This is a genomic window from Mesorhizobium captivum, assembly GCF_033977165.1.
Lineage (GTDB): Bacteria > Pseudomonadota > Alphaproteobacteria > Rhizobiales > Rhizobiaceae > Mesorhizobium > Mesorhizobium captivum.
On record NZ_JAVIJB010000058.1, the window covers coordinates 19,875 to 35,119 of the forward strand.

14 protein-coding genes are annotated in these 15,245 nt (G+C 65.5%); 8 read left to right on the forward strand and 6 right to left on the reverse strand.

The features are described from left to right. The first annotated feature begins 57 nt into the window (after nucleotides 1-57). A complete protein-coding gene (locus RFM40_RS30625) occupies nucleotides 58-804 on the forward strand; it encodes an IclR family transcriptional regulator (RefSeq protein ID WP_320224294.1) in 747 nt (248 codons plus the stop codon). Between the two features lie 50 nt (nucleotides 805-854). Here the strand turns inward: RFM40_RS30625 and RFM40_RS30630 are convergent, their stop codons facing one another. Both RFM40_RS30630 and RFM40_RS30635 read right to left on the reverse strand, forming a co-directional pair. Then, on the reverse strand, nucleotides 855-1,505 hold the full coding sequence (locus RFM40_RS30630) for a glutathione S-transferase family protein (RefSeq protein WP_320224295.1): 651 nt from the start codon (nucleotides 1,503-1,505) through the stop codon (nucleotides 855-857). A gap of 86 nt (nucleotides 1,506-1,591) precedes the next feature. Further along, entirely contained in the window at nucleotides 1,592-2,578 is a 987-nt protein-coding gene (locus RFM40_RS30635) for a zinc-dependent alcohol dehydrogenase family protein (RefSeq protein WP_320278843.1), read from the reverse strand. A 102-nt stretch (nucleotides 2,579-2,680) separates the two neighbouring features. Between RFM40_RS30635 and RFM40_RS30640 the strand changes: the two genes are divergently transcribed. Then, nucleotides 2,681-3,583 (forward strand): LysR family transcriptional regulator, encoded by a 903-nt coding sequence (locus RFM40_RS30640; protein WP_320224297.1) that lies wholly within the window; start codon nucleotides 2,681-2,683, stop codon nucleotides 3,581-3,583. A gap of 28 nt (nucleotides 3,584-3,611) precedes the next feature. Here RFM40_RS30640 and RFM40_RS30645 read toward each other — a convergent pair whose 3' ends face one another. The 3 genes from RFM40_RS30645 to RFM40_RS30655 are packed head-to-tail and all read right to left on the reverse strand — an operon-like array spanning nucleotide 3,612 to nucleotide 7,803. Continuing rightward, nucleotides 3,612-5,102 (reverse strand): aldehyde dehydrogenase, encoded by a 1,491-nt coding sequence (locus tag RFM40_RS30645; RefSeq protein WP_320274156.1) that lies wholly within the window; start codon nucleotides 5,100-5,102, stop codon nucleotides 3,612-3,614. A 2-nt stretch (nucleotides 5,103-5,104) separates the two neighbouring features. Beyond that, nucleotides 5,105-6,292: a cytochrome P450 gene (locus RFM40_RS30650; protein WP_320274155.1), complete on the reverse strand. Its 1,188-nt coding sequence runs from the start codon at nucleotides 6,290-6,292 to the stop codon at nucleotides 5,105-5,107. 53 nt (nucleotides 6,293-6,345) lie between these two features. Further along, nucleotides 6,346-7,803, reverse strand: coding sequence for an APC family permease (locus RFM40_RS30655; RefSeq protein ID WP_320278844.1), 1,458 nt, complete (start codon nucleotides 7,801-7,803; stop codon nucleotides 6,346-6,348). 167 nt (nucleotides 7,804-7,970) lie between these two features. Between RFM40_RS30655 and RFM40_RS30660 the strand changes: the two genes are divergently transcribed. The 4 genes from RFM40_RS30660 to RFM40_RS30675 are packed head-to-tail and all read left to right on the forward strand — an operon-like array spanning nucleotide 7,971 to nucleotide 12,062. Beyond that, the gene (locus tag RFM40_RS30660; RefSeq protein ID WP_320224301.1) at nucleotides 7,971-8,741 is read left to right on the forward strand and encodes an IclR family transcriptional regulator; all 771 of its coding nucleotides are present in this window, start codon (nucleotides 7,971-7,973) and stop codon (nucleotides 8,739-8,741) included. A gap of 27 nt (nucleotides 8,742-8,768) precedes the next feature. Further along, nucleotides 8,769-10,019, forward strand: a complete 1,251-nt coding sequence (locus tag RFM40_RS30665; protein WP_320224302.1) for a Tm-1-like ATP-binding domain-containing protein — start codon at nucleotides 8,769-8,771, stop codon at nucleotides 10,017-10,019. Beyond that, on the forward strand, nucleotides 10,016-10,711 hold the full coding sequence (locus RFM40_RS30670; RefSeq protein WP_320278845.1) for an HAD-IA family hydrolase: 696 nt from the start codon (nucleotides 10,016-10,018) through the stop codon (nucleotides 10,709-10,711). The genes RFM40_RS30665 and RFM40_RS30670 overlap by 4 nt, the downstream gene beginning before the upstream one ends. Then, nucleotides 10,704-12,062, forward strand: coding sequence for an aminotransferase class III-fold pyridoxal phosphate-dependent enzyme (locus RFM40_RS30675; RefSeq protein WP_320274153.1), 1,359 nt, complete (start codon nucleotides 10,704-10,706; stop codon nucleotides 12,060-12,062). The genes RFM40_RS30670 and RFM40_RS30675 overlap by 8 nt, the downstream gene beginning before the upstream one ends. A 58-nt stretch (nucleotides 12,063-12,120) precedes the next feature. On the opposite strand, the gene RFM40_RS30680 is transcribed toward RFM40_RS30675, so the two are convergent. Next, the gene (locus RFM40_RS30680; RefSeq protein ID WP_320224305.1) at nucleotides 12,121-12,993 is read right to left on the reverse strand and encodes a helix-turn-helix domain-containing protein; all 873 of its coding nucleotides are present in this window, start codon (nucleotides 12,991-12,993) and stop codon (nucleotides 12,121-12,123) included. Between the two features lie 95 nt (nucleotides 12,994-13,088). On the opposite strand from RFM40_RS30680, the gene RFM40_RS30685 reads away from it, so the two are divergent. After that, a complete protein-coding gene (locus RFM40_RS30685; RefSeq protein ID WP_320278846.1) occupies nucleotides 13,089-14,633 on the forward strand; it encodes a 4-hydroxyphenylacetate 3-hydroxylase N-terminal domain-containing protein in 1,545 nt (514 codons plus the stop codon). Nucleotides 14,634-14,657: 24 nt separating this feature from the next. Further along, a complete protein-coding gene (locus RFM40_RS30690; RefSeq protein WP_320224307.1) occupies nucleotides 14,658-15,167 on the forward strand; it encodes a flavin reductase in 510 nt (169 codons plus the stop codon). Nucleotides 15,168-15,245 lie beyond the last annotated feature (78 nt).

Genomic DNA, 15,245 nt, shown 5'->3' on the forward strand with positions numbered 1-15,245 from the left:
AGGCAGGAACGGCGCCTGTCAAGTTAATTCACATGCGAAGTATTTCGGAGAATACGCATGAGCACGGTGGGCAAGGCGGTGTCGCTGCTGGAACTGTTCACGCTGCGGGAGTCGGAGATCGGGCTGTCCGATCTCGCCCGCCGCGCCGGCCTCGACAAGGCCACCGCCCGGCGCCTCCTGATGGCGCTTGCCGCCCACCGGCTGATCGAGCAGGAGCCGCGGAGTCGTCGCTACCGGCTGGGCGCCGGCCTGTCGCGGCTTGCCCGCATCCGCGACGCGCATTTTCCGCTCGTGCGGGTCGCGGCGCCGGTGGTGCGAGAACTGTCATTGGAGACCGGCGAGACCGTGCACCTGTCGGAATTCAGCGCCGGCGCGCTGCTCACCGTGCATGTCGAACTGTCGGCCAAGGCCAACCGCGTCAATGTCGATGTCGGCCAGGTGCTGCCGCTGCACGGCACGGCCTCGGGCATCGCCTTCCTCGCCGCTTCGCGGCTGGAAGTGGTCAGCGCCTATCTCGAAAGGCCTTTGCAGGCCTTCACCGCGCATACGATGACCGGGCCTGACACGCTGGCCAAAGCCATCGCATTCGCCGCCGCCAGCGGCTATTCGCGCAGCGCGCAGGGCTATGAGGAAGGCGTGCACAGCGTCGGCGCCGCGATCCTCGGCGCCGACGGCCAGCCGATCGGCACCCTGTCGGTGGCCTCCCCCGTCTCGCGCGTCGACGACGCGATCGCCGCCAGCCAGGGCGAAGCCGCAATCAAAGCGGCGCGGCTGATCTCGGCGCGGCTGACCGGCGAGGCATGATCATCTCAGCCGAGAAGGCATGACGCTGGAGCGCTCCATCCTGTGCCTCGTCATCCAGCCGCCGCCGCTATCGCAACCGCCAACTGCGCATCGAAAGCGCGCTTGAACGCAGGCCGCGCTTCGCCGCGGGCGACGTAGGCGGCGAGGTTCGGGAATTCGTCCAGCAGGCCTGACATGTTCAACCTGCGCAACACCGTCACCATCAGAATATCCCCGGCACTGAAGTCGCCATCGAGCCAGTCGGCGTCGCCGAGGCGAACGGAAAGTTCGCCGAGCCTGCCGCGGATGCGATCGTGGACCATGGGCAGGCGCCGCTCGTGCCAGCTCTCGTTGCGCTCCGCGAACTTTGCGATCTGCAGATCGAGGATCGGCGGCTCCACGGTGTTCAGCGCGCAGAACATCCAGCTGATCGCGCGTCCCCGGGCATTCGCATCGTCGGGCAGCAAACCGGCGTGATGCTCTGCGATATGCAACACGATCGCGCCCGTCTCGAACAAAACGAGGCCGCCCTCCTCATAGGTGGGTATCTGCCCGAAAGGCTGAAGCGCAAGATGAGCAGGTTGCTTCATCTCTTCAAACGAAACGAGGCGGACATCGTAAGGCTGACCCACTTCTTCGAGCGCCCAGCGAACGCGCATGTCGCGCGCCTGTCCCTGGCCGCGATCGGGCGATCGTTCAAAGGCGGTGATGGTGGGGGTCATTGGCAGGCTCCTCTTGATTGCGCTTTGCAGCCAGAGGACGAACAACCGACGCGGTTCCCGACAACCCGCCTCGCTTCTTTGGGGCCTCAAACCGTCACGACGATCTTACCGAACTGCTCGCCCGATTCGAGGAAGCTGTGCGCCTCGACGATTTCGTCGAACGGAAAAGTTTTGGCGATCACGGGCTTCAGCGCGCCCGACGCGAGGCCGTCGAGGATGAAGCGTTTGGCCGCTTCCAGCCGCTCCGGATCGCCGGTGATTTCGTGCACCAGATAGCCGCGCAGCGTCAGCGTCTTCGCCAACACCTCGAACAGCGGGAACGGCGTCGGCTCGGGACTCAGGCCGCCATATTCGATGAGGATGCCGCCGCGCGCCATCGCCGCCGCCAGCGGCGTGAAGATAGGACCGCCGACCGCATCGAGCACAACGCGCACGCCCTGCGGCGCGATTGCCTTCAGCCGCGCTTCGATATCCTCCTCCCGCGAGGCCGCGACATGAGCGGCTCCGGCATCGAGCAGCGCTTCTTTCTTGGCCGCTGTCCGGGTGACGGCGATCGGTATGGCCCCGATGCTATTGGCGATCTGGATCGCGGCCAGCCCGACGCTGCTCGACGCTGCGGTGATGACGACAGGCTCGCCACGGCCGAGACGGGCGACATCGACCAGCGCGCCATAGGCGGTGAGATATTGCATCCATGTCGCCGCGGCGGCTTCAAAACCAAGCGACGGCGGATGCTTGACCACGAGCTCGGCCGGAAAGGTGACGAGCTCGCCATAGGCCGGCCAGCGCGCCATCGAGCGCGGCGGGATGACGCTGACCGCATCGCCCGGCGCAAAACCATCGACGCCGTCGCCGACCGCCTCGACGCTGCCCGCGGCCTCGAGTCCAAGGCCTGACGGCAGCGAAGGCGTCTCGATATAGGCGCCCCTGCGCATCGAGGCCTCGGCGCGGTTCAAGCCCAGCGCCTTGACGCGGATACGCACCTCGCCGAGGCCCGGCGGCGGAACCTCGACATCCTCGATGCGCAGCACTTCCGGCCTACCGTGAGCGTGAAAGCGAACAACCCTTGCCATCCATGCAACTCCAAATCCTGTTGATGGAATGGACTATGCAGAGGCATCGGGAAGCGATAAATCGCGCGGCAGGCAGAACAGTCGAAACGATTGGTTTTGAATATGGATCGCCTCGAAAGCATGGAAGTGTTCGTCAAGGCCGTCGACCTCGGCTCGTTCGCGGCCGCCGCGACAGCGCTCGACCTGTCGGGCCCGATGGTCGGCAAGCATGTCCGCTTCCTCGAGGAGCGGCTTGGCGCGCGCCTCATCAACCGCACGACGCGCCGGCAGAGCCTGACCGATTTCGGGCGCGCCTATTACGAGCGCTGCCGGATCGTGCTGGCGGAGGCGCAAGCCGCCGATGCGCTGGCGGCCGACCAATTGTCCGAGCCGCGCGGGAAACTGCGCGTGACGATGCCGGCGCATTTCGGCCGCCACTGCGTCACGCCGATCCTGCTCGCGCTTGCCCGGTACTATCCCACACTGGAGCTCGACCTGTCGCTCAGCGACCGCTTCGCCGATCTTGTCGAGGACGGTCTTGACCTGGCGATCCGCACCGGAACGCTGGATGACAGGGCCGGCATCATCGCGCGGCGCGTCGCGCGCCAGCGCATGATCGTCTGCGCTTCGCCGCCATACATTGAGAGGTTCGGCCAGCCGCTTCGGCTCGACGATATCGCCGGCCATCAGGCGATCATCTACCGGCGGCTCGGCCAGGCGCTGCAGCCATGGCTGTTCCCGCGCGACGACGGCTCCGTAACGGAGATCGCGCCGGCCGGCCGGCTTCGGTTCGACGACCTCGACGCCATCGCCGATGCGGCGACCGAGGGCATGGGCCTGGCCTGGCTTCCATACTGGCTGGTGCGCCAGCGCATCGAAGCAGGCAGGCTCATCCGGCTGCTGCCCGACCAGTCGGACTATCTCTACGACTGCCACGCACTCTGGCTGCAGACGCCGCATCTGCCGCTGAAGGTGCGGCTGGCCGTCGACGCGCTGGCGGCGGGATTGCCGAGAATGATGTCGTAGCGGCATCAGGCCGACCCGCCGCGAAGCGTCAGCCGAGATTGATCCACGCCGTCTTGAGGTCGGTGTATTTCTCGATCGCGTGAAGGGACTTGTCGCGGCCGAAGCCGGACTGCTTGACGCCGCCGAGCGGCACAGTGATGTCGGCGCCGCCATAGGTGTTGACGTGGACGACGCCGGCATTGATGGCGCGGACCATGCGATGCGCGGTGGACAGGTTCGAGGTCCACACGGCGGAGGCGAGGCCGTAGACGGTGGCGTTGGCGAGACGCACCGCCTCCTCCTCGGTGTCGAAGCGCATGACGCCGAGCACCGGGCCGAACACTTCCTCGCGGGCAAGCTGCATGTTCTCGGTCACGTTCTCGAAGATGGTCGGCGCCATGTAGCTGCCGCCGGTCTCGGTCAGGATGCGCTCGCCGCCGGTGACGAGCCGAGCGCCCTCCTCCATGGCCTTCGAAACGAAGCCCAGATTTTTGGCCAGCTGCTCGGCGCTCGACACCGCGCCGATGTCACTTATGAGATCGAGCGGATCACCCACCTTCAGCTTCGTGGTCGCCTTGAGAAGCTCGTCCATGAAGCGGTCATAGATCGAAGCCTGGACCAGCAGCCGCGAGCCTGCAACGCACACCTGTCCGGAATTGCGGAAGATACCGTTAGCCGACACCACCGCCGCCTGCTTCAGGTCCGGCACATCGGCGAAGACGATGTTGGGCGACTTGCCGCCGAGCTCGAGGAAGACGCGTTTCAAATTGGATCGCGCGGAGTATTCGAGCAGGCGGCGGCCGACCGGTCCGGAGCCGGTGAAGGCGATGGCGTCGACATCCATGTGCAGGCCGAGCGCCTCGCCGGCGACCGAGCCGCGGCCGGTGACGACGTTGAACACGCCTTCCGGCAAACCAGCCTCGGCGGCAAGCTCGGCCAGCCGCAGCAGCGTCAGCGAGGCGATCTCCGGCGGCTTGACGACGATCGCGTTGCCGGCAGCAAGTGCCGGCGCGATCTTCCAGGCGCCGATCATCAGCGGGAAATTCCATGGCACTATGACGCCGACGACGCCGAGCGGCTCCTTGTGGATCAGGCCGAGCACGTTCTCGGGAGTAGGCGCGATCTCGCCATAGACCTTGTCGATCGCTTCGGCGTAGTAGCGGATGGTGCCGGCGGCCGAGAGCGGCTCGGCCTTGTAGGCCATGTTGATCTCGGTGCCGTTGTCGCGCACGCCGAGCACGGCGAGCTCCAGAGCATGCTTCTCGACCAGCTCAGCGAATTTCGTCAGCACCTTCTTGCGGAAGGCGGGCGCCGCGCGCGACCAGGAGCCTTTCGCGAACGCCTTGCGCGCAGACGTGACCGCCCGGTCGACATCGGCGGCGCCACCATCGGCGATGCTGGCGAAGGGGCGGCCGTCGATCGGCGAGATCACCGGCAGGCTGGCGCCGCTCCACGCGTCCACCTGGGTTCCATCGATGAACAGGTGCCGCGCGCCGACGTCGGCCTTGCGCAGCGTGTCGATGGTGTCCTGGCTGATCATCGTCAATTGGCTCCAAAGGCTACATGAAGTGTCGCCGGCGCGCGGAACTCCCAGCCGCGGAAGACCGGCTCCTTACCTGGAACCAGCCGCAGATCCGGAAAACGCTCCAGCAGCAAGCGTACCGCAAGACACATCTGCTCGCGCGCGAAGAAACGGCCCGAGCAGAAATGATGGCCGAAGCCGAAGGCGGCGTGGTTGCCCTCGTCGCGGCTTATATCGAACCGGTCGGGATCGCTGAAGCGGCTCTCGTCACGGCTGGCCGAGGAGACGAGTGCGGCGACCGGCGCGCCGGCGGGGATGGTGACGCCGCCGAGTTCGACAGGCCGTGTCGTCTGGCGCGTCTGCGTGCCGATCGGCGCCACCCAGCGCAGGCCCTCGTCGACCGCCTTCGGCACGAAGGTCTCCAGATCGCTGAGCACCCGGCGCAGCTGTTCGGGATGGGTGAGCAGGCCGACAAGAATCGAGCCGGCGCCGTGGCCGGGCTCCTGCATGCCGCCGAGCAGGATGACCTTGATTGTCGGCATCAGGAAATCGATCGGCCGGGTCGTGCCCTCCGGCATGCCGTCATACAGCATGTGCGAGAGCGCCGAGTCGTCGGGCTGGCGGGTGAGCCGCTCCAGCGTCGGCCGGACGGCGGCTCCGACCTCGGCGCTGATTGCGTCGGCGACTTCCTGCCGCTTCGGATCGTTCTCGAAATTGATGGCGCCCTGGGCGAGGCCATAGAACCAGCGCCGCAAGGTCGGCACGTCGACATCGGCAAGCCCGAGCGAGCGCGCCAGGCTCAGGGTCGACACCGGCTCGAAATAATCGGCCATCAGCTCGGCCGAGCCCTGATCGGCGATCCTGTCGAGATAGGGTTCGGCGATCGACCGCACGAGCTCGCCTGAATAGGCCGCGACCGTGCGCGGCCGGTATTTCGGATCGACGCCCAGGCGCAGCTGCTTGTGGATCTCGCCGTCGGTGGTGAGGATGGTCGGCTTGCCGAAGGAGCGCTCGACAGGCGAGGTGCCGACGACCGCGGAAAAAACGTCGGGCGATTTCGCGACGCTCTCGACGTCCTTCCAGCGAGTGACGAACCACAGGTTGACCGCAGGTACGAAGGCGACCGGAGCGCTGCGCCGCAGCTCCGCGTAGATCGGATAAGGATCGGCCTCCAGCGCCTCGACAGTGATGTTCTCGGCAAAGCTCACGCCGCGCTCCCATTGCGTGTCGAGGGGCGGCGCGAGCGCCGCCCCTTCCGCCTTCAATCGCTCAGCGGCTGGCCGAGCCTCTCGAAAGCAGCCGGATCCCGGCTTCTCAAAGCGCTCGCGAGCAGCAGGCCGACCACGGCCGCGATCAGCACCAGCGCCGGCAGGAACACGCCGAGGAAGCCGGCGGCGCCCGACAGGCTGCCGAAATTGATGACGATCAGGTAGATGATGATGACGAAGGCGATGAAGGTGAGCCCCGGCAGGATGGTGGTCTTCAGCGCGTTCTCCTGGGCGGACGGATTGGCGCGGAAGTACATCACGACGGCGAGCGAGGCCACCGCCATCATGACGATGACGCCGAGCGTGGCGACGTTGGTCAGCCACGAGAACAGCGCCAGCACAGGGTCGAGGCCGAGCACGGCGAAGAGCCCGACGACTAGTGCCGCAAGCACGGTCTGGATGACCGATGCGACATGCGGGCTTTGATGCGCCGAATGCGTGACGCCGATCGTCTGCGGCAAGAGCTTCTCGCGGCCGGCGACATAGATGTAGCGGGCGACCGCGTTGTGGAAGGCCAGCACGCCGGCGAACAGGCTGGAGACGAAGAGGATGCTCATGGCGTGGGTGAGCAGCGTTCCGGCATAGCGGTCGGACAGGCCGAACAGGAAGGTGGTCGGGTCCTGAAGTCCCTGCAAATCCGGCAGCAGCTTGTCGACGCCGGCGCCGACCGCTATCAGCCATGCGGTGACCATGTAGAAGACGCCGATCAGGACGACGGAGAAATAGGTCGCCCTCGGAATGGTGACCTTGGGGTCGCGTGCCTCTTCGGCATAAATCGTCGTTGCCTCAAAACCTATGAACGCGGCAAAGCAGAACAGGATGGCGATCGCCGGCGCGCCGCTGGTGATCTGGCTCCAGCTGAACGGCGCCGCGGACAGTCCGCTGTCGCCGCCGGTCTTGAGGATCGTCAGGTCGAGGATCAGCACGACGACATATTCGGCCAGCACCAGCACCGTCAGGATCTTGGCCGACAGGTCGACCTGGCGGTAGCCGAGCACGGCGACGATGGCGATGGCGATGAAGCTCCACACCCACCAAGGCAGCGTGACGCCCCAGCCGGCAAACAGGCCGGCGGTAGCGGCGCCGAGCAGGCCCATGACACCGATCTGCATGGCATTGTAGGACAGGATGGCGATCAGCGCGGTAGCGCCGCCAGCGAGACCGCCTACGCCGCGCGCGGCGTAGGCATAGAAGGCGCCGGCATTGCCGATGTGGCGCGACATGGCGACATAGCCCACCGCGAACAACAGCAGCAACAGCGTCACAATGAGATAGGTGCCGGCAAAGCCGACGCCATTGCCCATGAGCATGCCGAGCGGCGTGCCGCCGGCCACAGCCGTGAGCGGGGCGGCAGCCGAGATCACCATGAAAGTGATGGCGCCGACGCCGAGGCTGTTCTTCCTCAGCCGGTTCACTTCGCCGGCTTCAATTGTGGTCATTTTTCCCTCCATTCCGCGCTGCGGAAACCAAGTGTCCCTGAGATGCCGAAGGCCTTCTGGCGGGCCCGATGATCATTTCATTATTTGCAACGGCATTTCGATATTAGACTTGCAAAGGAATCGACTTGCTGTCAAGTTAATTCGCACGTTAAGTATCTGAAGGAGGAGCGGAGACGAGGATGAGCACGGTGGCCAAAGCCATTTCGCTGCTGGAAATGCTGGGCAGCGGCGCGCCCGAGACGGCGCTTGCCGACCTTGCCAAGGGCGCAGGCTTTGACAAGGCGACGACGCGCCGCCTGCTGGTTTCGCTTATTGCGCATGGGCTGGTGGAACAGGACCAAACCACGCGTCTTTACCGGCTGGGCGCCGGCATCGCGCGGCTGGCGCTGATGCGCGAGGCGCAGTTCCCGTTCCTGCGCATGGCGGCGCCGGTGGTCGAGCAATTGGCGGCGGAGACCGGCGAGACCGTGCATCTCTCGGAATATTCGAAGCGCGGCCTGATCACCGTTCAAGTCATCGAATCGGCTAAGGCCAACCGTGTCAGCGTGCAGCGCGGCGACATGCTGCCGCTGCATGCGACGGCGTCGGGCATCGCCTTCCTCGCCTTCACGGAAGAGCGCGTGCGCGAAGGCATTCTCACCGGGCCGCTGCCCGCATTCACGCCCTTTACGATCGGCGACGTGGAGACACTCGCCGAGCATATTGCGGCTGCCCGCGCTCGGGGTCATTCGACCGGCTCCCAGGGCTATGAGGAAGGCGTGCTCAGCGTCGCTGCCCCCATACTCGGCGCCGACGGGTTCGCCATCGGGACAATCGCGGTCGCGGCACCGCAGGTGCGTATCCACAAGGGCGACATCGAGCGGCACGGCGCCAGCGTGGCGGCGGCGGCGCATGAGATCGGTGAGCGACTTTTCGGACGACAGGGCCTGCCGGGCCGCAAACGCGCCTAACAACAACCCACTGCACGGAGACCGATTGTGGAGGAGACACGCCGAATCCTGGTTATCGGCACTGGCGACACCAAGGCCGACGAGCTGCTGTTCATGCGCGAGCGCATCGAGGCGGTCGGCGGCGTTGCCGTGATGATGGACGTCAGCGTGCTGGGCGATCCGCCCTATAGGCCGGAGCATGACCGGCATGCCGTGGCCCGCGCCGCCGAGACGACGATCGAGGCGATCATCGCCAGCGGCGACGAGAACTCGGCAATGACGCTGATGGCACTCGGCGCGTCGCGGCTTGCCCGCTCGCTTCATGACAAGGGCGAGATCGACGGCGTCATCGCGCTCGGCGGCTCGATGGGCACCGACCTCGCGCTCGATGTCGCGCTTGCGCTGCCGCTCGGCGTGCCGAAATTCGTCGTCTCGACAATCGCCTATTCGCATCTGTTGCCGCCCGAGCGCATCGCCACCGACCTGATGATGATCCTGTGGGCCGGTGGCCTCTATGGCCTGAACAGCGCCTGCAAGGCGGTGCTGTCGCAGGCTTGCGGCGCGGTCGTAGGCGCGGCGCAGGCTGTCGTCAAACCCGATTTATCGTGGCCGAAGATCGGCATGAGCTCGCTGGGAAAAAGCTGCCTGCAATACATGGTGACGCTGAAGCCGGAACTTGAAAAGCGCGGCTATGAGGTGATCGTCTTCCACACCACCGGCATGGGCGGAAGGGCGCTGGAAGCGATTGCCGCGCAGAAGGGTTTCGTCGCAGTGCTCGATTTCAGCCTGCAGGAGCTTGCCAACCAGCTCACCGGCTCGGTGGTGAATTCCGGCACCGACCGGCTGGAGAATGCCGGGCGGCAGGGCATCCCGCAGATCGTCGCGCCCGGCGCCATCGACATGGTGGATTTTCCGACCTGGCAGGCGGTTCCGTCGCGCTTCACCGAGCGGCCCTATCATGCGCACAACCGGCTGCTTGCCTCCGTCACGTCGGACGGCGCGACGCGCCAGGAAATCGCGCGCGCCATCGGCGAGAAGCTCGCCAGCGCGACTGGCCCGACCGCCTTCATCCTGCCTGCCGGCGGCATCCAGCAATGGGACAAGGAAGGCGAGCCGCTGTACGAACCGGAGGCGCTTTCGGCATTTGTCGCCGAAATGCGCATGAGCGTGCCCGCCAATGCGGAACTGCATGAAATCGCCGGCCACATCAACGACGCCGCCTTCAGCGCCAAGGCGCTGGAGATCTTCGACCGCTGGATCGCCGAAGGCATCGTTCCGGCCGGCAGGCAAGCGGCATGAGCGAGGCGAAGCCACAAGCGCTGGTGCTCGATTTCGGCGGCGTCGTGACACGCACACTGTTCGAGACGCATGCGCTGACCGAGCGCGCGCTGGGGCTCAAGCCCGGCACGCTCAACTGGCGCGGGCCGTTCGACCCAACCTCCGATCCGCCGTGGCGGTCGATGCAAGCCGACGAGATCAGCGAGCGCGACTATTGGAAGACGCGCACGCGCGCGGTCGGCCGGCTGGTCGGCGAGGACTGGCAGGACATGTCGACCTTCGTGCAGCGGGCGCGCGGCGCCGAACCGCAGGCCGTGATTCGGCCTGAGGCCGAGCGGGCGATCCGCGCAGCGCATGAAGCAGGTGTGCGGCTCGCCATCCTCTCCAACGAGCTCGACCTGTTCTACGGCAAGTCCTTCCGCGAGCGACTGCCGCTGCTCTCGCTGTTCGAGACGATCATCGACGCGACATACACGAAGGTCCTCAAGCCAGACCCTCGCGCCTATGCGATGGTCGGAGAGGCGCTACAACTTCCTCTCAAAGCCTGCGTCTTCGTCGACGACCAAAAGCGCAATGTCGACGGCGCGGTTGCCGCCGGTATGCTCACAGTTCATTTCGACGTCGCCCAGCCGGCGCGAAGTTATGCCGAGGCGCTCGGTCCTTTCGGCCTGACGCTCTTACAATCGGAAACCCGGAGTCCTCCCGATGCGTGACATCAACTTCCTCACCGAGAACAACGCCAAACCGATCTGGCATCCGATGGCGCATCCAGCCGAAATGCGGGCGACGCCGCCAAAAATCATCATGAAGGGCGACGGCGTGTCGGTGACCGACGCCGAAGGCCGCACCGTGCTCGACGCGGTCGGCGGCTTGTGGAACGTCAACCTCGGCTACAGCTGCGATCCGATCAAGCAGGCGATGGCCGCGCAGCTCGACGCCCTGCCCTATTATTCCGGCTTTCGCGGCACATCGACCGGACCGTCGATCGAGCTTGCCTTCGAGCTCACCGAATGGTTCGCGCCGGAAGACATGGTGCGCGCCTTCTTCACCTCGGGCGGCTCGGACTCGGTCGAGACGGCGCTCCGGCTCGCCCGGCAGTATTGGAAGATCCGCGGCGAGGGCGACCGCACCAAATTCCTGGCGCTGAAGAAGGGCTATCACGGCACGCATTTCGGCGGCGCTTCTGTCAACGGCAACGCCAATTTCCGCCGCAACTACGAGCCGCTTTTGCCTGGTGTTTTCCACACGCCGGCGCCTTGGACCTACCGCAACCCGTTCGAAGAGACCGATCCGGCGAAGCTAGCAAAACTCTGCGCGCGGGCGATCGAGGATGAGATCGCCTTCCAGGGCGCCGATACCATCGCCGCCTTCATCATGGAGCCGGTGCTCGGCGCCGGCGGCGTCATCGTTCCGCACGAAAGCTTCATGCCGATGGTGCGGGCGATCTGCGACCGCCACGACATCCTCCTGATCGCCGACGAGGTGGTGACCGGCTTCGGCCGCACCGGCGCCTGGGCCGGCTCGCGGCTATCGGGCGTGAAGCCCGATTTCATGACCGTCGCCAAGGCGATCACGTCAGGGTATTTCCCGCTCGGCGCGACCCTGATCGGCGCCAAGGTCGCCGACGTCTTCGAGGCGGATAAGACCAGCTTCGGCTCGATCGGTCACGGCTACACTTATTCGGGCCACCCCGTGGGTTGCGCGGCCGGCCTGGCGGCGCTCGACGAGACGAAGCGGCTTGCCGTCAACGAGAACGCCGCGGCGCGCGGCGTCGAGCTTGGCAAGGCGCTCGAAGCATTGAAGACGAAGCACGCGCTGGTCGGCGATGTCCGCTACCAGGGTTTGATGGCGGCGCTCGAGCTGGTCTCCGACCGCGCCGCCAAGAAGCCGGCCGACAAGAAGACGATGGCCGCCGTCGCGGATGGCGCTTACGAGGCCGGCGTCATGCTGCGCGTCTCCGGCAACAACATCATCCTGTCGCCGCCGCTGGTGATTTCGGCGGCGGATGTAGCGAAGATCGCTGAGGGGTTGGATGCGGGGTTGGCGGCTGCTGCGGCAGCCTAGCGAATAGGGAATAGCGAGTAGCGAATAGGGACCGAGCTTTTCCCCTACTCGCTACTCGCTATTCGCTACTCACTATTCGCTCTTTCCGCCATGCCGCCGGCGACAGCCCAACCGCTTGTCGGAAGAACCGCGAAAAATAGGCCGGGTCGTTGAAGCCGGTCTCGTAGGCGATGTCCTCGACCGTGCGTATGGTGAAGAGCAGCAGGCGCTTCGCCTCGACCAGCCGCCGTTCGCCGATCGCCTGCCGCACGCCCGAGCCCAGCACCTGATGCGAAGCCTTGTCGAGCAGATGCCTGGTGGTGCCGAGCTCCTCGACATAGCGCTCGACCGGCCAGTCGTCGCGAAAGTGGCGGTCGATCAGCCGGCGCAGCCGACCACCCAGCGCCACCGCGGCCGGCACGGTGACCGCATGCGATTGTGCGTCGAGGCGGGCGATGTGCGACAATGCCACCGCGATCAGCGGCGGCAGGATCTTTTCCGCGCCGGCTTGAGCCTCGGCATATTCGGCCTGGATCATCCTGAGTGTTTCTCCCAGTCTTTCCCAAAGGACCGCGTCGCCCCGCCCGGTAACGAAGACCGGCTGCTCGAGCGGCAGCGCGGAATGTTCGGCGATCGTGGCAAGCGCCGCATCCGCGACCGACACGACGACGGCGTCAGTGCCGGGCTCGATGTCGAAACCATGCACCACGCCACTCGGCATGAAACTCACCGTTGGTGCCGAAAAACTCCAGGTCCCGTCCTCGATCCGGTAGACGCCGCTGCCGCCTGTCCAGAAAGTTATCTGCGCCATTTGCGGGTGCTTGTGCGCCAGAACGCGGCCCCGATGCACGGAAGCGCGTGCCTGGACGGTCTCGACATGCAGGAAACCGACGTCGAGCGCCCGCGCCGGCTCGCCATAGACGAAGAATTCCGGAATGCCGGTCTGGCTCATGAACCACCCGAAAAAAGTCCAAACGCTTTTATGCTTTCGTCCATAAACCTTTGTCATGACCAGCGCTATCGTTAACGCGTTAAGGGAGGATCGAGATGCGATCGGAAGATTTCCGGGCCGACAAATCGCGGCCATTCACGGGCACCGAATATCTGGCGAGCCTGCGCGACGGGCGCGAGGTCTATATCAACGGCGAACGGGTGGCCGACGTCACCAGCCATCCTGCCATGCGCAATTCGGTGCGCTCGCTGGCGCGCCTCTACGATGCGCTGCACGATCCAAACCAGCAGCCGGTGCTCACCTCGCCGACCGACACCGGCTCCGGCGGCTACACTCACAAATATTTCCGCGTCGCCCATTCCCCCGCCGAGCTTGCCGCGCAGCAGGGCGCGATCGCGCATTGGGCGCGCATGACCTATGGCTGGATGGGCCGCACCGCCGACTACAAGGCGGCGCTGATGAACACGCTCGGCGCCAATGCCGAATGGTACGGGCCGTTCAAGGACAATGCGCACGCCTGGCACAGCAGAGCGCAGGAAGCGGTCCTGTTCATGAACCACGCGATCGTCAACCCACCGATCGACCGCCACAAGCCGGCCGAGCAGGTGAAGGACGTGTTCGTGCACATCACCAAGGAGAACGACGCCGGCATCTGGGTGTCCGGCGCCAAGGTGGTGGCGACATCATCGGCACTCACCCACTATAATTTCCTGGCGCAGAGCTCGGCGACGGTGACGGAGGATCCGTCGCTGTCGGTGATGTTCATCGTGCCGATGAACGCGCCGGGCATAAAGATGTTCTGCCGCGTCTCCTACGAGCAGACGGCCAACAGCATCGGCCATCCCTTCGACTATCCGCTGTCGTCACGCTTCGACGAGAACGACGCGATCCTGGTGCTCGACAACGTCTTCATCCCCTGGGAGGACGTGCTGGTGCTTCGCGATGCACAGAAGATCCTGTCCTTCCATCCGGCGTCGGGCTTTATGCACGGCTACTGTTTTCAGGGCTGCACGCGCTTTGCCGTCAAGCTCGACTTCCTCGCCGGGCTGCTCGCCAAGGCGCTCAGAGCCACCGGCGGCGATGCCTTCCGCGGCAACCAGGCCGCGCTAGGCGAGGTGATCGCGCTGCGCCACATGTTCTGGAGCTTTTCCAACGCGATGGCGCACAATCCCATTCCGTGGGCCAACGGCGCGGTGCTGCCGAATCTCGAAGCCGCGCTCGCCTATCGCACCTTCATGTCGGAAGCCTATCCGCGCGTCATCGACACTGTGCGCCGGGTGATCGCCTCAGGTCTCATCTATCTTCCCTCCTCGGCGCGCGACTTCGACAATCCGGAGATCGACCGATATCTCGCGCAATATGTTCGTGGATCGAACGACATGGGCCATGTCGAGCGCATCAAGATCATGAAGCTGCTGTGGGACGCGACCGGCACCGAGTTCGGCGGCCGCCACGCGCTCTACGAGCTCAACTATGCCGGCGCGCCGGAAGAGGTGCGGCTGCAGGTGCTGAAGGGCGCCGAGCGCGGCGGTCGGCTGAAGCAGATGGAGGAACTGGTCGACCAATGCATGGCCGACTATGACGAAAAGGGCTGGACCGGCGACACCTGGCTGCCGCCGCTTGCCGCCCAGGCCAACTGACGGAGGCCGGCCATGGAAGCGGCCATGACAGCGCAAGTCGCGAGGCTGGAATTCCGCGAGGCGATGGCGCGGGTCTGCGCGCCGGTCAACATCGTCACCACCGACGGTCCGGCGGGACGCGGCGGCTTCACCGCCACCGCCATGTGCAGCGTCTCCGACGACCCGCCGACGCTGCTGGTCTGCATGAACGAGCGCTCGGCGCAGACCGGCATGTTCCTCGCGAACCGGCGCTTCTGCGTCAATGTGCTCACCCAGTCGCACATGCATCTGGCGGGAAAGTTCGCCGGCGCGATCCGTGACATGGCCGAGCGCTATCAAGCCGCGCGCTGGCAGACCATGCCCTCCGGCATGCCGGCGCTGTTAGATGCCATCGTCAGCTTCGACTGCGAGATCGGCGCTGTGAACAAGGTCGGCACGCACAATGTGATGTTCGGCCGCGTCGTCGACATCCGCCACGGCAGCGACGAGGCGGCGCTGCTTTATGTCGGGCGCAACTACATGCAGCCAAGCGCGCTGGGCAGTTTTGGGGGGTGAAGCGCCCACTCTCCCTTCTCCCCTTGTGGGCTAGCGTGCGCACACATTTGCTTCGTGGTGTGGTCAAGTGTGAAGAAG